Consider the following 20,740-nt stretch of genomic DNA (forward strand, 5'->3'; position numbering starts at 1 on the left):
CGCCCCTAGAAGGGCTCCGGGTCCGCGGCGTCCCCCCCGGCGTCGTCGCCCTCGCCGCGCAGTGCGCGCAGCCGGGCGGCCCGCTCCCCCTCGACGCCGCGGTCGGTGGGGTGGTGCAGGCGGACGCCCTCCAGCCCCTCGGGCATGAGCGACCCGGCGACGTACCCGTCGGGGAAGTCGTGCGGGTAGCGGTAGCCCTCGCCGTTGCCGAGGCCCCGGGCGTTCGCGACGCTGCCGTCGCGCAGCGCCAGCGGCGGCCGCCGCGCCCCCTCGCGCTCGACCATCCCGAGGGCCGCGTCGATCGCGCGGTACGAGGCGTTCGACTTCGGCGCCATCGCGATGTACGTCGTCGCCTGCGCCAGCGCGATCCGGGCCTCCGGCAACCCGACGAACTCCACGGCGCGGCCGGCGGCGACGGCCACCGACAGCGCCTGCGGGTCGGCGTTGCCGACGTCCTCGCTCGCGGCGACGATCAGCCGCCGGGCGATGAACTTCGGGTCCTCGCCGCCCTTCAGCATCACCGCGAGGTAGTAGATCGCCGCGTCGGGGTCGCTTCCGCGGAGGCTCTTGATGAAGGCCGATATCGTGTCGTAGTGGGCGTCGCCCTGGCGGTCGTAGACGACGGCCCGACCGCCGGCGGCGCCCTGCACCGTCTCCAGGGCGATGGCGCGGCCGTCGGCGGTGTCCGCCGCGGCCGCCTCGAGCAGGTTCAGGGCGCCGCGGGCGTCGCCGCCGGCGCGCGCCACGATCGCCGCGCGGGCCTCCTCCCCCAGCGTCACCCGGCCCGCGAGCCCCGCCGGGCTCGCGACGGCCCGGTCGAGCAGGGCGGCGACGTCGTCGGGGCCGAGGGGCTCCAGCACCCAGACCCGCATGCGCGACACGAGCGCCGCGTTGACCTCGTACCAGGGGTTCTGGGTGGTCGCGCCGATCAGGGTCAGCAGCCCGTCCTCGACGGCGGGCAGCAGCGCGTCCTGCTGGGCGCGGTTGAAGCGGTGGATCTCGTCGAGGAACAGGACCGTCGGCGTCCCCGCGGCGAGGCGGTCGCGGGCGCGCGCCATCACGGCCCGGACGTCGGCGACGGTGGCGGAGACGGCCGAGAGCTCCTCGAAGGCCGCGGACGTGCTGTGCGCGACGACCCGCGCGAGCGTCGTCTTGCCGCTGCCCGGTGGCCCGTAGAGCACCATCGACGGCACCCGGTCGGCGACGATCGCGGCGCGCAGGGCGCCGTCGGGGCCGAGCAGCGCCCGCTGCCCGACGACGTCGTCGAGCCCCTCGGGCCGCATGCGGGCGGCGAGGGGGCGGGTGCGCGACAGGCGCGCCTCGACGGCCTCTCCGAAGAGGTCGCCCTGGGGTGGTCCCTGGCCGCGGGCCATCAGGCGGCCGCCGCGCGGACGCGCCGGTCGGGGAGCAGCAGGGCGAGCGCGCCGCCGACGAGGGGCAGCGCGGCGACGCCCCAGAGGGCGGCCTCGCGGCCCGCGGCGTCGGCGATCGCGCCGAACAGGGCGAGGCCCGGCGGCGCCGAGCCGATCGCGCCGAAGCCGATCATGAGACCGGCCGCGAGGGCGAGCCGGCCGGGGAGGTAGTCCTGACCCATCATCACCGTCACCGAGAAGGAGGACATGAGGACGAACCCCGCGGCGGCCAGCGGCACCAGCGCCACCGTCCCGTCGAGGAGCAGGAACGCGCCGAGGAGCGGCGCCACGAGGGGCATGCTCCAGATCAGCATGGACCGGCCGCCGACGCGGTCGGCCAGCGCCGCGCCGGCGAGGGTGCCGGCCGCGCCCGCGCCGGAGAACGCGACGACCGCGAAACCGGCGGCCTGGTCGGAGAACCCGCGCTGGTCGGTCAGCAGCAGCGGCACGAGCGCGAGGACGCAGAACTGCGTCCACGTGCGCATGCTCGTGACGAACAGGAGCAGCGTGATGCTGGACGTCCGCGCGCGGGGCGGGACGCCCGCCGTGCCCGCCGCCGCACGCGGCACGACGGGGATCGCGATGCGGCGCCGCTCGTGGTGCAGCCAGGCGGCGACCACCAGGCCGGGGACCAGGAAGACGAGCGTGGCGCGGGCGTCGAGGAACGGGATGAACAGCGCCGCGAGGAGCGGGCCGGCGGCGAACCCGGCGTTGCCGCCGAGCATGAACCAGGCGAGGCCCGTCGCCTTGCGCTCCGCGCTGATCTGGTTCGCGACGCGGGCGGCCTCCGGGTGGAAGGCCGCGATCCCGAGCCCCGAGCCGACGATGCAGGCCAGCACGCCGAGGTAGCCCCCCGCCAGGCCCGACATCGCGAGGCCGGCGGCGGCGACCGCCACCCCGCCCCACACGAAGACGGTCATCGAGCGCCGGTCGGCGAGCAGCCCGAAGAACGGCTGGATCGCCGACGAGACCAGCAGCGATGCCCCCAGGATCATCGAGGCGGCGAGGTCCGAGAGCGCGTAGATCGCGGTGAACACCGGGATCATCGCGGGGACCGCGCCGACGGTCGCGTCGATCACGAAGTGCCCCGACGCCAGGAGCGTGATCCCCCGCCGGTCGATCGCCCCGGTGCCGGCGCGCGGCGGTGCGACGGCGGGTGCGGTCGCGCTCATCCCGGCACTCTACGCCGGGTCCCCGGGCGGGCTAGTGTCGTCCCGTGCCGGGCGGACGCGAGATCTCGGGGGCCGACGTGCGGGCGGCGGCCGCGGCGGGGGGAGCCGACCCCGCGGCGCTGGACGCGGCCGTGCGGCCCGGCGACGCGTTCGCCTCCTACGAGGACCTGCTCGCCGCCTGCCCGCCGGAGCGCATCGGCCTCACCCCGGGAGCGCACGCGGCCGTGCTGTCGCCCCTCTTCGGCGAGTTCGAGTAGCGCTCAGTCGGGGGCCGTCGCCGGCGCGCCCCGGACGGGCTCGATGCCCGCGACCTCCTCGAGGTTGCCCTCGGCGAGGGGGTCGGGCCGCTTCTCCCACCAGGCGGCCGTCGTCGCGAGGTCGTGGGCCCGTGACCCGACCAGCGCGAAGCCGAGCGAGCAGAGCAGGATCACCAGGGGGGTGAGCGACCCGGCGTCGACGCCGAAGAACCCGATCGGGGTGTCGAACCGGGCGTCGGCGAGGGAGGTGTAGAGCACGCCGACCGCGAGCGAGGTGATGATCCAGAGGGGCACCGCCTGGATCAGCCAGTGGCGCCGCACGACGCGGGTCACGACCGCCTCGTGGACGACCATCAGCGCGATGCCGCAGATGATCGTCGCCCACAGGCCGGTCGGGCCGACCGAGTCGCCGATGACCCCGAGCGCGCTGTCGGTGCTGCCGACCTCCTGCGTCTCGCCCTGGATCATGGTGCCGAGGACGTGGTTGAAGTCGAGCGTCGTGTGCCCCTTGCGGAACGACCCCTGGATCATGATCAGGAAGACGACCGCGCCGACGGCGCCGCTGATGACCGGGGCCACGACCGCCCGCGCGACCCGCCCCAGCCCGCCGCCGCGCCGGGCCTCGTCGCGCTCCCGGTGGGTGGGGCGCGGGGCGGGGGCGTCGCTCACGGCGCCTCCTCCTCGTGGGGGTTGGCGCGCAGCCACGAGATGCGCAGGAACAGGTCGCGGTCGCTGACGTCCTGCTCGATCTCGAACCCGGTGCCGCACAGGGGGCAGGCCGTGAACGGCTGGAACGCGGGGACGCCGTCCTCGTCGGACGCGCCGGTCGGGATCAGCAGCAGGTCGCCCCAGCAGTCCGGCGTGGGGCACCGCACGCGCGCGTCGATGTTGGCGAACGCGCTCTTGGTGAGGGTGGGCGTCTCGCTCATGGCCACTCCGGGCATCATCGCGTTCCGAGCCACTACATTTGGTGAAGCGTCGTGGTGGCGACGCGGTGTCGCTCGGCGTCGCCGGGGGAAAAGGGTAGAATCCCACCTAGAATCGCTGGTTAACCAGCCGCAGCACGGGAGACAGCATGGCGCGCAGCTACCAGGATCTCCTCGCGTCCGCTCGGGAGCAAGTGCCGGAGGTGCAGGTCGCCGACCTCGCCGCCCGCCGCCAGAAGGGCGACAGCCCACTGGTCATCGACGTCCGCGAGCAGAGCGAGTGGGACGAGGGACACATCCCCGGGTCGATCCACATCCCCCGGAGCTTCCTCGAGAGCAGGATCGCCGGCGTCGCGACGCCGGACCAGGAGGTCATCCTGAGCTGTGCGTCCGGCAACCGGTCGCTGCTCGCCGGCACGACCCTCCGCGAGATGGGCTTCGGGAACGTCGGGAGCCTCGCGGGCGGGTTCGCGCGGTGGAAGCAGAGCGGCCAGGACTGGGACGTCCCGAAGACGCTCACCCCGGACCAGCGCTCCCGCTACAGCCGCCACGTGCTCATCCCCGAGATGGGCGAGGAGGGCCAGCTGAAGCTGCTCGACTCGAAGGTGCTCCTCATCGGGGCGGGCGGGCTCGGCTCCCCCGCGGCGTTCTACCTCGCCGCGGCCGGCGTCGGCACCCTCGGCCTCGTCGACGACGACGTCGTGGACGCCAGCAACCTGCAGCGCCAGATCATCCACACCACGGACCGCGTGGGGATGAACAAGGGCGAGTCGGCGAAGATCGCGATCGAGGCGCTCAACCCCGACGTGACGGTGAACACGTACCCGTTCCGCGTCGACAAGGGGAACGTCCTCGACCTGATCGCGGACTACGACGTGATCATCGACGGGACCGACAACTTCCCGACGCGGTACCTCATGAACGACGCGTCCCTCATGGCCCGCAAGCCGCTGGTGCACGCCAGCATCCTGCGCTTCGAGGGCCACGCGTCGGTGTTCACCCCGTACGAGGGGCCCTGCTACCGCTGCCTCTTCCCGGAGCCGCCGCCGCCCGACATGGCGCCGTCCTGCGGCGAGGCGGGCGTGCTCGGCGTGCTCTGCGGCGTCGAGGGCGGGATCATGGCGACCGAGGCGATCAAGGTCCTGCTCGGCATCGGCGACACCCTCTCGGGCCGCCTGCTGATCTACGACGCCCTCGAGATGGCGTTCACCGAGCTGAAGATCCGCCGCGACCCGGACTGCCCGGCCTGCGGCCCGAACGCCGAGCTCGAGTTCCGCGACTACGACGCCTGGTGCGCGGGCGTCGGCCGCCACGCCGCGGCCGTGGCGGGCGCATGAGCGTCGTCCGGATCCCCCCGGTGCTCCGCCAGGCCACCGGGGGGGAGCGCGAGATCGAGGTCGACGGCTCCACCGTCAGCGAGGTCCTCGACGCGCTCTACGAGAAGCACCCCGCCGTCCGGACGCAGCTCGTGACGCCCGAGGGCGACCTGCACAAGTTCGTGAACGTGTACCTCAACGACGAGGACGTCCGGCTGCTGTCGTGGCTCGACACCGAGGTCGGGGACCGGGACACCCTCCTGATCCTCCCGGCCATGGCGGGAGGGGCCGCCTGATGGTCCCCGCCGCGGGACTCGCGTCCCCGCCGTCGGAGGTGTCGCGCGACCTGGTCGGGACGATCGGGGACACGCCGCTCGTCGAGCTGCAGCACATCTCGCCGAACCCCGAGGTGCGGATCCTTGCGAAGCTCGAGAGCCACAACCCGACCGGCTCCATCAAGGACCGGACGGCGCTGTCGCTGATCGAGGACGCCGAGCGGCGCGGCAAGGTGCGCCCCGGCGACACGATCATGGAGCCCACGTCCGGCAACACCGGCATCTCGCTCGCCATGATCTGCCGGGTCCGCGGCTACAAGCTCGTCGCGGTCATGCCCGAGAACGTGACCCCGGAGCGCCGCCAGCTGCTCACCCTCTACGGCGCGGAGATCGTGCCGACCGACGGGGAGTTCGGCTCGAACGGCGCCGTCGAGGTCGCGACGCGGCTCGCCGCCGAGAACGGCCTCTACATGCCGTTCCAGTACGGCAACCCGGCGAACCCGCAGGCGCACTACGAGGGCACGGCGGAGGAGATCGTCCGCGACTGCCCCGAGCTCGACGTGTTCGTGGCGGGCCTCGGCACGGGCGGCACCCTGATGGGGTCGTCGCGGCGCCTGAAGGAGCACCGCCCCGACATCCAGATCATCGCCTGCGAGCCGCTGCAGGGCGACCCGGTGAGCGGCCTGCGGAGCCTCGACGACGGCTTCATCCCGCCGATCCTCGACGTCACGAAGCTCGACCGGAAGCTGCTCGTCGCCAACCGCGACGCGATCGTCATGACGCGCCGGCTGGCCGCGGAGGAGGGCATCTTCGCGGGCGTGTCGTCGGGCGCCGTCATCCACACCTGCGCCCGCGTCGCGTCGCGCATGACCCGCGGCACGATCGTCGGGATCATCTGCGACGGCGGCTGGAAGTACCTCTCGTCGGGCCTCTGGACGGACGACGTCGACGCGGTCGAGGACCGGGTCGACCGCGGGATCTTCTGGTAGACACGGCTTCGTGAGGATCAGCCAGGAGCTCGCCCGTGAGCTCGTCGACCACGCGGTCGCCGACCTCCCCAACGAGTGCTGCGGGATGATCGCCGGCCGCGGGGGCACCGCGACCCGGGTGCTGCGCGCCGGCAACAGCGAGGGCAGCCCGTTCATGTACGTCATGGACCCGCGCGAGCAGCTGCGGATCATGGACGCCATCGACGACTCCGGCGACGACCTGCTCGCGATCTACCACTCGCACACGCGGTCGGCGGCGTACCCCTCGCGCACCGACGTCGAGCTCGCGTTCTACCCGGATACGCTGTACCTCATCGTGTCCATCGCCGACCGCGACGCGCCCGAGATCCGGGCGTTCCGGCTGCGCAAGGGCGCCCCCGAGGGACAGCAGATCGCCGAGGAGAGGGTGGAGATCGTATGAGGACCCGTACGCGCATCGTGGCCACGACCGCGACGGCGCTCGCCCTGGCCGGCCTCGCCGGTTGCGGCGGCTCGTCGGACACCGTGACGCAGACCGTCACCACCGACGACGTCCCGACGACGGCGCCGACGACCGCCGCGACGACGACGGCGGCGCCGACCACGAGCGCGACCCCGGCCACGATCGGCGACGACCGGCTCCCCCCGCCCGGCACGATCGACGGCACCGAGAGCGGCACCAGCCGCCCCCTCGACGACGCGCAGGAGTTCGTCGACGCGCTCTACCAGGTGGGCGACCCCTCCAAGCCGGCGGCGCAGCAGCGCCTCGAGTCGGCGGGCTACGCGGGCGGCATCCTCCGCGACGAGCTCGGCTCGGACGCCACGAGCGGCATCGCCCTGTTCCGCACCTACGCGATCGCGCTCCGCGACGACGCGGCGGCCCAGAGCGAGGTCGACGACGCCGCCGACGAGGTCGACACGGCGAGCTCCGCCCCCTCCACGGACATCGAGGTGCCGGACATCCCGGGCGCGCGCGCCCTGCGGCTCGACATCGACCAGGCCGGCACCACCGGCTCGGTCGTCTTCGTGACCTTCGCCTCCGGGCCGTACGTCTACGGCCTGCAGGGCGTCAGCACGGCGGCGGAGCGCCTGCCGCAGGACGCGATCGTCGCGGCCGCGCAGGAGCTCTACACCCGGGTGAGCGCCACCCCGTAGGTGCCCGGGAACGGCCGCGGCCCCCGGTCTCCCGGGGGCCGCGGCCCGACCCGTGTCCCACCGCCGGCCGATCAGGCGGTGGTCGGCTCGGCCTTCTTGCGGGTGCGGCGCTTCGGCGCGGCCGGTGCGGCGTCGTCCGTGGCGGCCGGGGCCTCCTCGGTCGTCGCGGCCGGCTCGGCCTTCTTGCGGGTGCGGCGCTTCGGCGCGGCCGGTGCGGCGTCGTCCGTGGCGGCCGGGGCCTCCTCGGTCGTCGCGGCCGGCTCGGCCTTCTTGCGGGTGCGGCGCTTCGGGGCCGGGGCCTCCTCGGCGACCGGCTCCGTGGCGACGGCGTCGGCCACGGGCGCCTCGGCGGCGACCTCGGCCTCGGCCGTCTTGCGGGTGCGGCGCTTGGGCTTCGGCGCCTCCTCCTCGGCGGCGGGCTCCGCGACGGCGGCCTCGGCCACCGGCTCGGCCGCGCCGGCGCGGCGGCGGACGCGGCGGCGGCCGGCGGGCGCCGGGGCCTCCTCGTCGGCCGGGGCGGCCGCGGTCAGGGCGTCGCCCGACGGCGGGGTGGAGCTCTCGTCACCGAGGGTGGCGACCGGCTCCACGGGCGCCTCGTCCGGCGCCGGCACGGCGGCGTCGGGCTCGGGGGTCGCGCGACGGCGGCGACGGCGGCGGGCGTCGGCCTCCTCGGTCTCCGCGGCGACGGGTGCCTCGGGGGCCGCCTCCGGCGCGGCCTCGGCGGGCTCCTCGGGCGCGATCGGCTCGAGGTCCTCGACCGTGGGCTCCGGGTCGGTGCCGGCGCCGCGGCGGCGACGGCGGCGGGTGCTGCGCGCGGGCGCGGCGCCCTCCGCGACGTCGGTGGCCTCGACGAGCTCGGGGATGTCCTCCTCGACCTCCGGGCCGAGCATGATCATGTCCTCGTACGAGATCGGCTCGTCGAGGGGCGGCAGCGTGCCGAGGTCGAGGTCGGGGGTCGGCGTGACGACCACCTCGAACACCTCGGCGTCGGGCGCGAGGCCCTCGGTGGCCGGGGTGGCGGGGGCGCCGACGGACGCCTCGGAGCGTCCGCGGCCACCACGGCGGCGGCGCCGGCGGACCTCGCCGTCCTCGCCGGTGCGCTCGGAGGCGCGGTCGGCGGAGGGGGTCGCGACGGCGGCGGCGGCCATGGCCGGCGGCGGCGCGAGGGTGGTCGTGCCGAGCTCGACGCGGTAGGTGCCGCTGCGCGGGTCGGTCTCGAGGCGCACCATGCCGGTGCCGCCGGCCTCCTCCAGGAACTTGGAGAAGGTCGAGAAGCCGTGCTCGCTCTCGTCGAAGGCGGGGTACTTGCGGCGCATCGAGTCCTTCACGATGCTCGCGAGCGGCCACTCGACGCCCTCGCGCTGCAGCGCGGTGAGCGTCTCCTGCAGCAGCTGGACGGGGTTCAGGTTGAGGCCGCTGCCCTGGCTGCGGCGCGCCGTCGATCCGCCCGCCGCCTCGGCCGCGAGGCGGTCGTAGAAGATGAACTCGTCGCAGTTGGCGATCAGCAGCTCGCTGGCCGACTCGCGGTTGCCGACGCCGATGACGCGCTTGTTCAGCTCGCGCAGCTTCCCGACGAGCGGCGTGAAGTCGCTGTCGCCGGACACGATCACGAAGGTGTTCACGTGCTCGCGGCTGTAGGCCAGCTCCATCGCGTCCACGGCCATCTGGATGTCGGCGCGGTTCTTGGCGCCCTCGCGCGCGGACGGCATCTCGATGAGGCCGAGGCCGGCGTTCATCAGCTCGTGGCGCGCGTCGCGGTACCGGCTCCAGTCGGCGTAGGCACGCTTCACGATCACGCGCCCCTTCTCCGCCAGGCGGTTCAGGACCAGGTGGATGTCGAAGTCGGCTCGTCCCTTGGCCCCGGGTCGGGCCATGTTCTCGAAGTCGACCAGCACGGCGAGTGAGCTCTCGTGCTCAGCCATGGGGTTCTCCAGATCTTTCTCGGTGGGCCGCCCGGAAGCGGGCGGCGGGTCAGGCGGCGTGATGCCGGTGCCCGCGCGTACGCAGGCGGCCGGAATGGTACCAGTCGCGGGAAATCCGGCCCTTCGGGGACCGGATCCAGCCCACGGGGGGCTCTCGTCACTACAATCGACCGGAGACTCTGGGGCACCGGCAGGGTGCGCAATCCGCGTCAAGGGAAAGCTTCTTCATGACGACTCAGCAGACGGCAACCAGCGACGCGCAGGCCGGGTCCGGCGCGGAGACGCTCACGATCGTCGACAACCGGACCGGTCAGAGCTACGAGCTCCCGATCACGGACGAGACGATCCGGGCGACCGATCTCCGGCAGATCAAGGTCAAGGAGTCCGATTTCGGGCTGATGACCTATGACCCGGCGTTCATGAACACCGCGTCGTGCCGTAGTGCCGTGACGTACCTGGACGGCGACAACGGGGTACTCCGGTACCGCGGCTACCCCATCGAGCAGCTCGCCGACAAGTCGAGCTTCCTCGAGGTCGCCTACCTGCTCGTCCACGGCGAGCTGCCGGCCCAGGCCGAGCTCGACTCGTGGGTGCACGACATCACCCACCACACCTTCGTGCACGAGAACGTCCGGACGTTCATGCAGGGCTTCCGCTACGACGCCCACCCGATGGGGATGCTCGAGTCGAGCGTCGGGATGCTCTCCACGCTCTACCCGGAGTCGAAGGACCTCACGGACGCCGACAACCGGATGAACCAGATCGTCCGGCTCATCGCGAAGATGCCGACCCTCGGCGCGTTCGCGTACCGGCACATCACCGGCAAGCCGTTCGTCTACCCGAACAACGAGCTCTCCTACTCGGAGAACTTCCTCTCGATGCTCTTCACGACGGGCGTCCCGAAGTACACCCCGGACCCGCGGCTCGTGAAGGCCCTCGACGTGCTCTTCATCCTGCACGCCGACCACGAGCAGAACTGCTCCACCAGCGCCGTCCGCAGCGTCGGCTCGTCCCAGGTGGACCCGTACTCGGCCGTCACCGCCGGCATCGCCGCCCTCTACGGCCCGCTCCACGGCGGCGCCAACGAGGCCGTGCTCCAGATGCTCCGCCGGATCAAGACCGTGGAGAACATCCCGGACTTCATCGAGGGCGTGAAGTCGGGCAAGGAGCGCCTGATGGGCTTCGGCCACCGGGTCTACAAGAACTTCGACCCCCGGGCCACGATCATCAAGAAGGCCTGCGACGACGTCTTCGAGGTCACCGGGGTCAACCCGCTGCTCGCGATCGCGGTCGAGCTCGAGAAGATCGCGCTCCAGGACGAGTACTTCGTCAAGCGCAAGCTCTACCCGAACGTGGACTTCTACTCGGGCCTGATCTACGAGGCGCTCGGGATGCCCGCGGACATGTTCACGGTCCTCTTCGCCATCGGCCGCACGCCGGGCTGGGTCGCGCAGTGGAACGAGATGCTCCAGGACAAGGAGCAGAAGATCTCCCGCCCCCGTCAGGTGTACGTGGGCGCCGACGAGCGCGACTACGTGGACATCGCCTCCCGCTAGACCGCACGTCCGCCGCCGCGCGGCGGCCGCCCCTCAGGGGGTGGTCGTCGCGCCGGCGCCGGCGTGGTCCGCGACCACGCCGAGCAGCTCCACGAGCTGCGCCAGCTCATCGTCGTCCAGGGCGTCCCAGATGCGCCGGACGAGGACCTCGCGCCCGGGCAGGGCGTCCTCCGCCAGCGCGGCGCCCCGGTCGGTGAGGTGGGCGTGCACCATGCGGCCGTCGGTCGGGTGGGGCAGGCGCTCCACCAGCCCGCCGCGCTCCAGGCCGTCGACGAGCTTCGTGACGTTCGGCCGCGTCACGCCGAGCTCGTCGCCGAGGGCGTGGAGGCACGCCCGGCGCTCGCCCTTGCAGCACAGGGCCTCGATCACCTCGAGCTTGGCGTCGGACAGGCCGTACCCCGCGGCGTGGCGGTCGAGCTCGCGCGACGCGGCGCACGCGACGCGATCCAGGGCCTCCACGGCGCGCCGCGCCAGCTCGTCCCGGCCCGGGGCGCCGTCGGTCGTTGACCGGTTCATCACCTCGGACGGTACCACCCCCCACCCGCGCGTCGTCAAGGCGCGGGCCGCGCTAGGCTGCGGGACATGACCGATCCCCAGGAGCAGATGCGCCAGGCGGCGCGCGAGGTGGGCCAGGAGCTCTCCCGCGTGATCGACCAGGCCACCCGTCTCGCCCGGCAGGCCGGAGAGGACCTCGGCCGGCTCGTCGGCGACCCCCGCACCGCCATGCGCCCGAAGCCCCGCCACGACTCCCCCGCGGACCTGATCCGCGAGGTCGGGCGGCTGCGCGACGAGGGCCTGATCACGGAGGAGGAGTTCCAGGCCAAGAAGGCCGAGCTCCTGACCCGCGTATGAGCGCGCCCGAGGGCTGGGCCCCGCTCCTCGACCGCCTCCAGCCGTACGTCTCGCCCGAGTGGCACCGCCACGCGAACGAGAGCGGCGACCAGGGCTGGGTGCGGCTGATCCTGCTGGTCGACGCGCACCACCAGCTGTCGACGCCGCGGGTCAGCGAGAAGGTCGCGATGACGATGGCCGACCTCGCCCGTGACCGCGAGGCCGAGCGCGAGGGCTGGGAGGCCATCCGCGAGAAGGCCGCCACCGAGCGCATGGAACTGGTCGCGAGCCTCGTCGACGCATCCGAGGACCTGCTGCCCGAGGAGCTGATGGTGCTCTTCGTGCGCTCGATCGACGCCGTCCCGCCGAGCATGGGGTAGCCGGCGATCGCCGGCGGTAGGCACCCCACCGACGAGGACCGCGAGCAGGCGGCCCTCCCGGTGCTCGAGGAGATCCTCACCGCGTCGCGCGCACGCGACGGCGACGCCCTCGCCGAGCTCTACGACGAGCACGCCGTCTGGCTCGCCCCCGAGGGCACGCTGCGGGGGCGCGAGGCCGCCGTCGCCGCCCACGCCGCGATCGCGTCGGACGCGGTCGGCTGGTCGGCGCCCCAGCAGAACGGCGCCCGCGCGGCGCTGCGCTGGTCGGGCGCCTCCGGCGCCCGCGGCGCGATCGTGGTGGAGATCCGCCGCGGCCGCGTCATCTTCGCCGCCTCCGCCTAGCCCCTCGCCCTCGCCGACCGCCGCAGAGCGGACGCCGGGTAGAGGGCCCGCAGCCGCCCGCCCCCCGGCCGGGGCCGGTCGACGTCGAGCACGGCGAGGGTCCCGCGGCCGAACGCCACCGCCGCGCCGCCGGTGATCTCCGAGACGATCCGCGACAGGTCGGGCTGGTGGCCGCACACGAGGACGGCCCCGGCGCCGGGGTGGGCGAGGAGGGCGTCCTCGACGGCGCCGAGGTCGGCGCCGGGCGCGAGCCCGCGGTCCTCGCGCACGGGGGCGCCGAGCGCCTCCGCCACGATGTCGGCGGTCTGACGGCACCGCGTCAGGGGGCTGCAGACGACGGCGTCGGCGGTGATGCCGAGGCGGGTCATGCCGGCGGCCTGGGTCCGCATCCGCGCGACGCCCTCCGGCGTGAGCGGGCGCGACCCGTCGCGGTCGCCCGGTGCGGGTCCGGCGTCCGCGGCGATGCCGTGTCGCAGCAGCAGCAGGCGCATGGGGCACGCGTGCGGCGCGCGCCCGGCCACCGGCCGGGACGCGCGCCGCGCCGCGATCAGTCGATCATCGAGTAGGCCGGCAGCGTCAGGAACTCGACGAACTCGTCGGAGGTCGAAATGTCGTCGAAGAGCGCCGCGGCACGGTCGAAGTACGAGTGCAGGTTCTCCGGGTACTGGCCGTGGATCTTCTCCAGTTCCTCGGCGAGCAGCGTGCGGAAGAGCTCGGTGTCGACCGTCCGGCCGTCGTCGAGGACGCCCTTCTCCGAGTGGATCCACTGCCACACCTGGCTGCGGGAGATCTCGGCGGTGGCGGCGTCCTCCATCAGGTTGTTGATGGGGACGCAGCCGATGCCGTTGAGCCAGGCACCGAGGTACTGGACCCCGACGGAGATGTTGAGCCGCAGGCCGGCCTCGGTGATCGGGCCCTCGGGCACGAACGTGAGGAGGTCCTGCGCCGTGATCTCGACGTCCTCGCGGAGGCGGTCGATCTGGTTCGGGCCGGGCATGACCGCGTCGAACGCCTCGACCGCGATCGGCACGAGGCCCGGGTGGGCGACCCAGGTGCCGTCGTGGCCGTTGTTGGCCTCGCGCTCCTTGTCGGCCTTCACCTTGGCGAGGGCCTCGGCGTTGGCGGCCTCGTCGTTCTTGATCGGGATCTGTGCCGCCATGCCACCGATCGCGTGCGCGCCGCGCTTGTGGCACGTCTTGATCGCGAGCAGCGAGTAGGAGCTCATGAAGTGCGTGGTCATGGTGACCAGGGCACGGTCGGCGAGCACGAAGTCGGGGCGGCTGCGGAACTTCTTGATGACGCTGAAGATGTAGTCCCAGCGGCCGCAGTTCAGGCCGGCCGAGTGGTCGCGCAGCTCGTAGAGGATCTCCTCCATCTCGAACGCGGCGAGGATCGTCTCGATGAGGACGGTCGCCCGGACGCTGCCCTGCGGCACGCCGATCTCGTCCTGCGTCATGACGATGATGTCGTTCCAGAGGCGCGCCTCGAGGTGGCTCTCCATCTTGGGCAGGTAGAAGTACGGCCCGGAGCCCTTGGCGAGCAGGTTCTTCGCGTTGTGGAACATGTAGAGCGCGAAGTCGAAGATGCCGGCGGAGACCTGGTCGCCGTCGACCGTCACGTGCTTCTCCAGCAGGTGCCAGCCGCGGGGCCGCACGAGCAGCGTCGCGAGGTTCTCGCCGAGCCGGTACTCCTTGCCCTTCTGGCTGAAGCTGATCGTGCCGTCGACCGCGTCGCGCAGGTTGATCTGCCCGTTGAGGGTGTTCTCCCACGTCGGCGTGTTGGAGTCCTCGAAGTCCGACATGAAGACCTTCGCGCCGGAGTTCAGCGCGTTGATGATCATCTTGCGGTCCACGGGGCCGGTGATCTCGGCGCGGCGGTCCTGGAGGTCGGCGGGCGCCGGGGCGACCTTCCACGACGGGTCGTCGCGGATCGACTTCGTCTCGGGGAGGAAGTCGGGCAGCTCGCCGGCGTCGAGGCGCCGCGCGCGGTCCTCGCGGGCCGCGAGGAGCTCGCGGCGGCGGGGCTCGAAGGCGCGGTGCAGCTTCGCCACGAGCGCGAGCGCGTCGGGGGTGAGGATCTCCGCCATCTCCGGCGTCACCTCGGCGGTGATCTGCATTCCCTCGGGCAGGGTGATCGTGCTCATGGCTGGGGTGACACCTTTCCTCGTCGCGTCAACCCCCGGAGACTACCGCCTCGGCCGACCCCGGATCAGGCGGCCCCGGGGACCTGGGCCACGAGGACGCTCGCGACGAGGACCACCACGAGCGACAGCGCGAGCTCCGCGCTCGCGGTGCGGCGCACCAGGCGGAGCGTCGGGGTGTTCGGGCGGGAGATGCGCTCGACGGCTGCGACGATGCGCCGGTTGTAGAGGGCGATCAACGCGATCGGGGCGAGCAGCGCCAGCTTGATGAGGATGCTGCGCCCGTACGAGGTGTCCCAGAGCTGGGCGGGGTCGGAGAGCTCGCCCACCGACCGGACCACCCCGGTGGCGACGGCGACGGCGACGGCGACGAGGGCGACCCGCGAGAACCGGCTCAGGACCTTCGCCGCGACCCCCGGGCCGGCGACGGCCGCGACGCGCGGCAGGCGCAGGTGGGTGACGACGACGAGCGCGAGGCCCGCCATCCACACCGAGACCGCGACGACGTGGACGAGGTGGGCGCCGACCTGCAGCACCGGCAGGGGCGCCACGCTCGCGTGGCCCTGGGCGGCGACGCCGCCGAGCACCGTGCCGAGCAGGGCGACCATCGCGAACGTCGCGACCGGGGCGGCGGTGGCCTGCGGGGGCTTCGGGTCGCCGGCGCCGCCGTACTCGCGAAGGAACAGGACGCACCCGAGGGCGAACAGGCCGAACAGCAGGGCCCCGCGGAGCTGCACGAGGGAGCCGAAGCGCGTGTCGCCGAGCACCTGGCTGATGCCCTGGGCGTCGCGGAGCGCGTCGAGGACCCCGACGCCGAGCACGCTCGCGCTGTGCACCACCAGGAGGTAGCCCTCGGCGAGCATCGCCCCGACCGCGAGGGCGCCGAACGCGACCCAGAACACGTCGCGGCCCCAGGCGAGGACCGCGTCGCGCTCGGTGTCCTGCGCCCCCGTCAACCCGGACCGCGCCGCCGGGCCCCACACGAGCCAGCGGAACGCCACCAGGCCGAGCAGCCCGCCGAGGCCGACGATCTCGAGGAAGCGCGCGCTGGTGCTCCACCACCCCGTCTCGGAGGGGCCCGTCTCGGAGCCCCCCAGGAAGGGCTCCGCCAGCTCGCCGTCCCCGACCCCGAACACGAAGACGCCCGGGATGACGTGCGAGTCGGCGCCGATGATCGAGTAGCGGACGGTGTACGTGCCGTCCGCGAGCCCGGGCCGCAGCGGGATCTCCACGGTCCGCCGGTCCTCGCCGCTGCGGGACGGACCCGACTGGACGGGGTTGCCGTCCTCGTCGACGACCTCCTCGGACTGGCGCTGGAGGATCTCCACCGGTTCGCTGAACGTCAGGGTGACGACGGCGGGGGCCTCCGCGACGCTCGTGTCGGCCGCCGGGGTCGTCGACTGGAGCACCGCGTGCCCCATCGCGGTGCCCGACGCCACCAGGAACGCAACGGCCGCGAGGGCGGCGATCAGGAGGCGGCGCACCGGTCGATCGTGGCGGTCGGCGCGGCCCCGCGCAACCGGGCACGGTGCTAGTTTGCCGCCCGGATCCGGGGTCGTACGTCCGGAGATGCAGCCATCCGAGGAGGGCCCGTGCCCGAGCTCCTTGAGGGGAAGACCGGCCTCGTCGTCGGCGTGGCCAACAAGCGCAGCATCGCGTGGGCCATCGCGCGGCGACTCGACGAGGCGGGAGCCCGCCTCGTCCTGACCTACCAGGGGGAGCGCACCGAGAGGGACGTGCGCAAGCTCGCCGCCACCCTCACCACCCCGCCCGCCGCGATCCTGCCGCTCGACGTGCAGGACGACGCCCAGACCGCGGAGACCGTCGCCGCCGCCGGCGAGGCCCTCGGCGGCATCGACGTCCTCGTCCACGCCGTGGCGTTCGCCCGCCCCGAGGACCTCGGCGGACGGTTCATCGACACCGACCGCGAGGGCTTCCACCTCGCGCTCGACATCTCCGCCTACTCCCTCGCCGCCCTCGCCCGCGAGGCCGAGCCCCACATGCGGGCACGCGGCGGCGGGTCGATCATGGCCCTCTCCTACATCGCCGCCGACCGCGCCGTGCCCGGCTACAACGTGATGGGCGTCGCCAAGTCGGCCCTCGAGTCGATCGTGCGGTACCTCGCGTGGGACCTCGGCGACGGCGGCATCCGCGTCAACGCCATCTCCGCGGGCCCCGTCCGGACCCTCGCCGCCCGCGGCATCCCCGGGTTCGGGACGATGGCCGACACCATCAACTCGCGCGCCCCGCTGCGCCGCGAGATCACCCAGGACGAGGTCGGCGACGTCGCCCTGTTCCTCGCCTCGCCGCTGTCGGCGAGCGTCACCGGCGAGACGATCTTCGTGGACGCCGGCTTCCACGCGATGGGCCTCTGAGGGAGGGGGCCGGCGGCGTGCGTATCGGCGTCGTCGCCGACACGCACGTCGGGGAGCAGCTCCCCACGCTTCCCGAGGCGGTCGTTCGGGCCCTCGCGGGCGTCGACCTGATCCTCCACGCGGGCGACATCAGCGTCCCGTCCGTCCTCGACCGGCTGCGGCGCATCGCCCCCGTCGTCGCCGTGCGCGGCAACCACGACCGGCGCGTCCGCGGCCTGCCGCGCGACGTGGTCGTGCGCGTCGGCCGCCACCGCATCGGCCTCACCCACGGCGCCCGCGGCCTCCTCGTCGAGCTCCCCGCCGTCGCGGTGTCGCTCATCGCGGGGCGGCCCGTGCTGCCCGGCTTCGACCGCGCCATGCGCCGCCGCTTCGGCGACGTCGACCTGATCGTGACCGGGCACCTCCACATACCCGTCCAGCGGACCGTCGACGGCGTCCCCCGCTTCTCGCCCGGCGCCGTCTACGTGGTCGAGGACGGCCGCACCCGCGACCCGACCGGCCCCCGCGCGCGGGCGTACCGGCGGTTCCGCGCCGGCGTCCCACCCGAGGCCCGGGTCCCGTCGATCGGGATCATCGACGTCGACGAGGACGGCCTGCATCCCCGCCGCGTCCCGATCGGCCCCGTGCGCGCCGCGGCCGCCCGGTGAGCCGCCCGGCCGGCCCGGCGGCGCCCCTCGCGGAGCTCGAGGAGTGGTTCCTGCGCCGCGGGCTGCCGCACCTGCAGGCCGACTACGACCCCCGCGAGGACACCCTCACGCGACTGCGGCCCGCCCTGCTGTTCCTCTTCGCCGCCGGCCTGGCGGTCGTGCTGCGCCCCGACTGGCCGTGGTGGCAGCGCATCCCCGCCGTCCTCGTCGGCCTCGCCGTCGCCGCGGGGGTCCTGATCGGCCTGAACCTGGTGCGCGGCCGCCCGCCGCTCGGCGGCGACCGCGTCGGGTTCCCGGAGGCGGGGGTGCTGGTGCTCGCGCCCGCCCTCGCGAGCGCCGTCCTCGGCGACGACCCGGGCCGGGTCGCCCTCGTCGCCGCCGGGTCGCTCGCGGCGGCGGCGGTCGTCTACGTCCTCACCAGCCTCGGTGTCGTCCCCCTGCTGCTGCACCAGGGGCGCCCCGCGGTCGAGGGGCTCGTCGCGACGGCGTCGGTGGCCGTCCGGGCGCTGCCCCCCCTGCTCGCGGTGCTGCTGTTCCTGTCGCTCGCGTCGGAGACGTGGCGGGCGTTCGGGCGGCTCGAGGGATGGCGGTTCGGGTCCGTCCTGATCGGCTTCGGCCTGCTGTCCGGGGTGATCCTCGTGCTCGGGCTGGCGCGCGAGCGGCGCGCCCTCTACACCCCGGCCCCCGGGCCGGAGCTCGAGCGCGACGCCCGGGCGACCCCGGCGCGGGCCCTCGTCGAGGCCGGCGTCGCCCCCACGTCGCCGCCGCTGAACCGCATCGCGCGGATCAACGTCGCGACGGCGCTGATGGTGTCGCTCGGGTCCCGCGTCCTCGCGGTCGGGGTGGCGGTCGGCGTCGCGTTCCTGGTCTTCGGCCTCCTGATCGTCGACCGGCAGCTCACGACCGAATGGGTCGGCGAGGCCCCCCACGTGCTGCTGGCCGTCGACATCTCCGGTCGCGAGGTGATCGTCAGCGAGGCGCTCGTGCGGGTCGCGGGCGCGCTCGGGGGCTTCGCGGCCCTCTACTTCGTCGCCGTCGCGCTCGGCGACGCACGCAACCGCGAGGAGTTCCTCGACGACGAGCTCGACCGGGTGCGCCGCGTCATGGCGGCCTGGTCCTACTACCGCGGGGCGCTCGCCGCACCGGGAGCGCCCCCGCCCGGCCCGGGGACGACCCTCCCCTAGACCTCGGGGACGACCCGCACGGCGCCGCGGGCGGCGCTCGTGGCGAAGGCGGCGTAGGCGCGGAGCGCGGGCGTGACGTTGCGGGGACGCGCCTCCACCGGACGCCACCCCGCCCGGTCCTGCGCCGCCCGCCGCGCCGCGAGCTCGTCGTCGGAGATCGCGAGGTGGATCGTCCGGCCCGGGATGTCGATCTCGATGCGGTCGCCCTCCTGAACCAGCCCGATCGCGCCGCCCTCGGCGGCCTCCGGCGAGCAGTGGCCGATGGAGAGGCCCGACGTGCCGCCCGAGAAGCGCCCGTCGGTGACGAGGGCGCAGTCCTTCCCGAGGCCCTTCGCCTTCAGGTAGCTGGTGGGGTAGAGCATCTCCTGCATGCCCGGCCCGCCGCGCGGCCCCTCGTAGCGGATGACGATGACGTCGCCCGGCTCGATCCGGTTCGACAGGATCGCCTGCACCGTCGCGTCCTGGCTCTCGAAGACCCGCGCCGGCCCGGCGAAGCGCAGGATCGAGTCGTCGACGCCCGCCGTCTTCACGATGCAGCCGTCGAGCGCGATGTTGCCCTTCAGCACCGCGAGGCCGCCGTCGTGCGAGAAGGGGCTCTCCGGCGAGCGGATCGCGCCGCCCTCGCGGTCGAGGTCGAGCTCCGTCCAGCGGTTCGACTGGGAGAAGGCCTGGGTGGTGCGCACGCCGCCGGGCGCCGCCATGAAGAAGTCGTGGACCTCCTCGGCGTCGCTGCGGCTCACGTCCCACCGCTCCAGCGCGTCGCCGATCGTCGGGGCGTGCACCGTCGGCTCGTCCCGGTTGATCAGCCCGCCCCGGTCGAGCTGGCCGAGGATCGCCATGATCCCGCCCGCCCGGTGCACGTCCTCCATGTGGACGTCGGGCTTCGCCGGGGCGACCTTGCAGAGGACCGGCACCCGCCGCGACAGGGCGTCGATGTCGTCCATCGTGAAGTCGACGCCGCCCTCGTGGGCCGCCGCCAGGATGTGGAGGACCGTGTTCGTCGAGCCCCCCATGGCGATGTCGAGCGCCATCGCGTTCTCGAACGCCGCCTTCGTCGCGATCGACCGGGGCAGGACGCGGGCGTCGTCCTCCTCGTAGTGGCGGCGTGCGAGGTCGACGACCAGGTGGCCGGCCTCGACGAAGAGCCGCCGCCGGTCCGAGTGCGTGGCGAGCGTCGACCCGTTGCCCGGCAGCGACAGGCCGAGGGCCTCGGTGAGGCAGTTCATCGAGTTCGCGGTGAACATGCCGGAGCAGGAGCCGCACGTCGGGCAGGCGGCCTCCTCGACGGTGGCGATCTCCGCGTCCGTGTAGGCGTCGTCGGCGGCCATCACCATCGCGTCGACGAGGTCGAGGGCCTGCAGGCGCCCCTTCAGCACCGCCTTGCCGGCCTCCATCGGCCCGCCCGAGACGAACACGGCGGGGATGTTCAGCCGCATCGCGGCGTTCAGCATCCCCGGCGTGATCTTGTCGCAGTTGGAGATGCAGACCATGGCGTCGGCGCAGTGCGCGTTGACCATGTACTCGACGGAGTCGGCGATGATCTCGCGCGACGGCAGCGAGTAGAGCATGCCGTCGTGGCCCATCGCGATGCCGTCGTCCACGGCGATCGTGTTGAACTCCTTCGCGACGCCCCCCGCCTCCTCGATCTCGCGCGCCACGAGCTGGCCGAGGTCCTTCAGGTGCACGTGCCCCGGCACGAACTGGGTGAAGGAGTTGACCACCGCGATGATCGGCTTGCCGAAGTCGGCGTCGGTCATCCCCGTCGCGCGCCAGAGGCCGCGCGCGCCGGCCATGTTGCGGCCGTGGGTCGTGGTGCGGGAGCGATAGGGGGGCATGTCGTCCTCGGGCGTTCGTCGTTGTCGGTGGCGATCCGCCGCCGACC

The 20,740-nt window shown here is 73.7% G+C and carries 23 protein-coding genes; 13 read left to right on the forward strand and 10 right to left on the reverse strand.

Annotation, left to right across the window (positions count from 1 at the left end; translation table 11 throughout):
- Positions 1 to 5: 5 nt before the first annotated feature.
- Positions 6 to 1,373: a replication-associated recombination protein A gene (locus tag IU369_RS02240; RefSeq protein ID WP_217922942.1), complete on the reverse strand. Its 1,368-nt coding sequence runs from the start codon at positions 1,371 to 1,373 to the stop codon at positions 6 to 8.
- Positions 1,373 to 2,584, reverse strand: coding sequence for an MFS transporter (locus IU369_RS02245; RefSeq protein ID WP_217922943.1), 1,212 nt, complete (start codon positions 2,582 to 2,584; stop codon positions 1,373 to 1,375). The genes IU369_RS02240 and IU369_RS02245 overlap by 1 nt, the downstream gene beginning before the upstream one ends.
- Positions 2,585 to 2,628: 44 nt before the next feature.
- Here IU369_RS02245 and IU369_RS02250 point away from each other — a divergent pair, with 44 nt between their 5' ends.
- The gene (locus tag IU369_RS02250) at positions 2,629 to 2,841 is read left to right on the forward strand and encodes a hypothetical protein (RefSeq protein WP_217922944.1); all 213 of its coding nucleotides are present in this window, start codon (positions 2,629 to 2,631) and stop codon (positions 2,839 to 2,841) included.
- Between the two features lie 3 nt (positions 2,842 to 2,844).
- Here the strand turns inward: IU369_RS02250 and IU369_RS02255 are convergent, their stop codons facing one another.
- Together IU369_RS02255 and IU369_RS02260 are read right to left on the reverse strand one after the other, a co-directional pair.
- On the reverse strand, positions 2,845 to 3,510 hold the full coding sequence (locus IU369_RS02255) for a hypothetical protein (protein WP_217922945.1): 666 nt from the start codon (positions 3,508 to 3,510) through the stop codon (positions 2,845 to 2,847).
- Complete coding sequence (locus IU369_RS02260) at positions 3,507 to 3,770, reverse strand: hypothetical protein (protein WP_217922946.1); 264 nt, start codon at positions 3,768 to 3,770, stop codon at positions 3,507 to 3,509. Before IU369_RS02260 ends, IU369_RS02255 begins: the two co-directional genes overlap by 4 nt.
- A gap of 146 nt (positions 3,771 to 3,916) precedes the next feature.
- Here IU369_RS02260 and moeB point away from each other — a divergent pair, with 146 nt between their 5' ends.
- From moeB to IU369_RS02285, 5 genes are read left to right on the forward strand one after another with little or no spacing between them, the layout of a single operon-like run.
- The gene (moeB, locus tag IU369_RS02265; RefSeq protein ID WP_217922947.1) at positions 3,917 to 5,104 is read left to right on the forward strand and encodes a molybdopterin-synthase adenylyltransferase MoeB; all 1,188 of its coding nucleotides are present in this window, start codon (positions 3,917 to 3,919) and stop codon (positions 5,102 to 5,104) included.
- Positions 5,101 to 5,379 (forward strand): ubiquitin-like small modifier protein 1, encoded by a 279-nt coding sequence (locus IU369_RS02270; RefSeq protein ID WP_217922948.1) that lies wholly within the window; start codon positions 5,101 to 5,103, stop codon positions 5,377 to 5,379. Before moeB ends, IU369_RS02270 begins: the two co-directional genes overlap by 4 nt.
- Complete coding sequence (locus IU369_RS02275) at positions 5,379 to 6,347, forward strand: PLP-dependent cysteine synthase family protein (RefSeq protein WP_246551328.1); 969 nt, start codon at positions 5,379 to 5,381, stop codon at positions 6,345 to 6,347. The genes IU369_RS02270 and IU369_RS02275 overlap by 1 nt, the downstream gene beginning before the upstream one ends.
- 10 nt (positions 6,348 to 6,357) lie before the next feature.
- Entirely contained in the window at positions 6,358 to 6,768 is a 411-nt protein-coding gene (locus tag IU369_RS02280) for a M67 family metallopeptidase (protein ID WP_217922949.1), read from the forward strand.
- Positions 6,765 to 7,481 carry a hypothetical protein gene (locus tag IU369_RS02285; protein WP_217922950.1) on the forward strand — a complete coding sequence of 239 codons (717 nt, stop codon included), beginning with the start codon at positions 6,765 to 6,767 and terminating at the stop codon, positions 7,479 to 7,481. Before IU369_RS02280 ends, IU369_RS02285 begins: the two co-directional genes overlap by 4 nt.
- Positions 7,482 to 7,552: 71 nt before the next feature.
- On the opposite strand, the gene IU369_RS23505 is transcribed toward IU369_RS02285, so the two are convergent.
- Entirely contained in the window at positions 7,553 to 9,403 is a 1,851-nt protein-coding gene (locus tag IU369_RS23505) for an NYN domain-containing protein (RefSeq protein WP_217922951.1), read from the reverse strand.
- A gap of 227 nt (positions 9,404 to 9,630) precedes the next feature.
- Here IU369_RS23505 and IU369_RS02295 point away from each other — a divergent pair, with 227 nt between their 5' ends.
- The gene (locus IU369_RS02295) at positions 9,631 to 10,959 is read left to right on the forward strand and encodes a citrate synthase (protein ID WP_217922952.1); all 1,329 of its coding nucleotides are present in this window, start codon (positions 9,631 to 9,633) and stop codon (positions 10,957 to 10,959) included.
- A 33-nt stretch (positions 10,960 to 10,992) separates the two neighbouring features.
- On the opposite strand, the gene IU369_RS02300 is transcribed toward IU369_RS02295, so the two are convergent.
- Entirely contained in the window at positions 10,993 to 11,475 is a 483-nt protein-coding gene (locus tag IU369_RS02300; protein ID WP_217922953.1) for a MarR family winged helix-turn-helix transcriptional regulator, read from the reverse strand.
- Positions 11,476 to 11,541: 66 nt separating this feature from the next.
- On the opposite strand from IU369_RS02300, the gene IU369_RS23785 reads away from it, so the two are divergent.
- The 3 genes from IU369_RS23785 to IU369_RS02315 are packed head-to-tail and all read left to right on the forward strand — an operon-like array spanning position 11,542 to position 12,512.
- On the forward strand, positions 11,542 to 11,811 hold the full coding sequence (locus IU369_RS23785) for an SHOCT domain-containing protein (protein WP_217922954.1): 270 nt from the start codon (positions 11,542 to 11,544) through the stop codon (positions 11,809 to 11,811).
- On the forward strand, positions 11,808 to 12,170 hold the full coding sequence (locus tag IU369_RS02310) for a hypothetical protein (protein ID WP_217922955.1): 363 nt from the start codon (positions 11,808 to 11,810) through the stop codon (positions 12,168 to 12,170). Before IU369_RS23785 ends, IU369_RS02310 begins: the two co-directional genes overlap by 4 nt.
- Positions 12,171 to 12,230: 60 nt before the next feature.
- On the forward strand, positions 12,231 to 12,512 hold the full coding sequence (locus IU369_RS02315) for a nuclear transport factor 2 family protein (protein ID WP_217922956.1): 282 nt from the start codon (positions 12,231 to 12,233) through the stop codon (positions 12,510 to 12,512).
- On the opposite strand, the gene sixA is transcribed toward IU369_RS02315, so the two are convergent.
- The 3 genes from sixA to IU369_RS02330 all read right to left on the reverse strand — a co-directional run bounded on the left by sixA (position 12,509) and on the right by IU369_RS02330 (position 16,136).
- Positions 12,509 to 13,033, reverse strand: a complete 525-nt coding sequence (gene sixA / locus IU369_RS02320) for a phosphohistidine phosphatase SixA (RefSeq protein ID WP_217922957.1) — start codon at positions 13,031 to 13,033, stop codon at positions 12,509 to 12,511. The two genes, IU369_RS02315 and sixA, sit on opposite strands and share 4 nt — an antisense overlap.
- A gap of 26 nt (positions 13,034 to 13,059) precedes the next feature.
- Entirely contained in the window at positions 13,060 to 14,655 is a 1,596-nt protein-coding gene (gene aceB / locus IU369_RS02325) for a malate synthase A (protein ID WP_217922958.1), read from the reverse strand.
- Positions 14,656 to 14,720: 65 nt separating this feature from the next.
- Positions 14,721 to 16,136 (reverse strand): copper resistance CopC/CopD family protein, encoded by a 1,416-nt coding sequence (locus tag IU369_RS02330; RefSeq protein WP_217922959.1) that lies wholly within the window; start codon positions 16,134 to 16,136, stop codon positions 14,721 to 14,723.
- 108 nt (positions 16,137 to 16,244) lie between these two features.
- Here IU369_RS02330 and IU369_RS02335 point away from each other — a divergent pair, with 108 nt between their 5' ends.
- From IU369_RS02335 to IU369_RS02345, 3 genes are read left to right on the forward strand one after another with little or no spacing between them, the layout of a single operon-like run.
- Positions 16,245 to 17,027 (forward strand): enoyl-ACP reductase FabI, encoded by a 783-nt coding sequence (locus tag IU369_RS02335; RefSeq protein ID WP_217922960.1) that lies wholly within the window; start codon positions 16,245 to 16,247, stop codon positions 17,025 to 17,027.
- Between the two features lie 17 nt (positions 17,028 to 17,044).
- Positions 17,045 to 17,674 (forward strand): YfcE family phosphodiesterase, encoded by a 630-nt coding sequence (locus IU369_RS02340; RefSeq protein ID WP_217922961.1) that lies wholly within the window; start codon positions 17,045 to 17,047, stop codon positions 17,672 to 17,674.
- Complete coding sequence (locus tag IU369_RS02345; protein ID WP_217922962.1) at positions 17,671 to 18,858, forward strand: hypothetical protein; 1,188 nt, start codon at positions 17,671 to 17,673, stop codon at positions 18,856 to 18,858. Before IU369_RS02340 ends, IU369_RS02345 begins: the two co-directional genes overlap by 4 nt.
- Here IU369_RS02345 and ilvD read toward each other — a convergent pair.
- Positions 18,855 to 20,693, reverse strand: a complete 1,839-nt coding sequence (ilvD, locus tag IU369_RS02350; RefSeq protein ID WP_217922963.1) for a dihydroxy-acid dehydratase — start codon at positions 20,691 to 20,693, stop codon at positions 18,855 to 18,857. The two genes, IU369_RS02345 and ilvD, sit on opposite strands and share 4 nt — an antisense overlap.
- Between the last annotated feature and the right edge of the window lie 47 nt (positions 20,694 to 20,740).

Origin of the sequence: Miltoncostaea oceani (assembly GCF_018141545.1) — a bacterium.
GTDB classification, from domain to species: Bacteria; Actinomycetota; Thermoleophilia; order Miltoncostaeales; family Miltoncostaeaceae; genus Miltoncostaea; species Miltoncostaea oceani.

Excerpts from the sequence above, each read along its gene's own strand:
- IU369_RS02240 (WP_217922942.1), bottom strand. The coding sequence starts at position 1,373 with ATGGCCCGCGGCCAGGGACCACCCCAGGGCGACCTCTTCGGAGAGGCC.
- IU369_RS02245 (WP_217922943.1), bottom strand. The coding sequence starts at position 2,584 with ATGAGCGCGACCGCACCCGCCGTCGCACCGCCGCGCGCCGGCACCGGG.
- IU369_RS02260 (WP_217922946.1), bottom strand. The coding sequence starts at position 3,770 with ATGAGCGAGACGCCCACCCTCACCAAGAGCGCGTTCGCCAACATCGAC.
- moeB (WP_217922947.1), top strand. The coding sequence starts at position 3,917 with ATGGCGCGCAGCTACCAGGATCTCCTCGCGTCCGCTCGGGAGCAAGTG.
- IU369_RS02270 (WP_217922948.1), top strand. The coding sequence starts at position 5,101 with ATGAGCGTCGTCCGGATCCCCCCGGTGCTCCGCCAGGCCACCGGGGGG.
- IU369_RS02275 (WP_246551328.1), top strand. The coding sequence starts at position 5,379 with ATGGTCCCCGCCGCGGGACTCGCGTCCCCGCCGTCGGAGGTGTCGCGC.
- IU369_RS02285 (WP_217922950.1), top strand. The coding sequence starts at position 6,765 with ATGAGGACCCGTACGCGCATCGTGGCCACGACCGCGACGGCGCTCGCC.
- IU369_RS23505 (WP_217922951.1), bottom strand. The coding sequence starts at position 9,403 with ATGGCTGAGCACGAGAGCTCACTCGCCGTGCTGGTCGACTTCGAGAAC.
- IU369_RS02295 (WP_217922952.1), top strand. The coding sequence starts at position 9,631 with ATGACGACTCAGCAGACGGCAACCAGCGACGCGCAGGCCGGGTCCGGC.
- IU369_RS02300 (WP_217922953.1), bottom strand. The coding sequence starts at position 11,475 with ATGAACCGGTCAACGACCGACGGCGCCCCGGGCCGGGACGAGCTGGCG.
- IU369_RS23785 (WP_217922954.1), top strand. The coding sequence starts at position 11,542 with ATGACCGATCCCCAGGAGCAGATGCGCCAGGCGGCGCGCGAGGTGGGC.
- IU369_RS02310 (WP_217922955.1), top strand. The coding sequence starts at position 11,808 with ATGAGCGCGCCCGAGGGCTGGGCCCCGCTCCTCGACCGCCTCCAGCCG.
- aceB (WP_217922958.1), bottom strand. The coding sequence starts at position 14,655 with ATGAGCACGATCACCCTGCCCGAGGGAATGCAGATCACCGCCGAGGTG.
- ilvD (WP_217922963.1), bottom strand. The coding sequence starts at position 20,693 with ATGCCCCCCTATCGCTCCCGCACCACGACCCACGGCCGCAACATGGCC.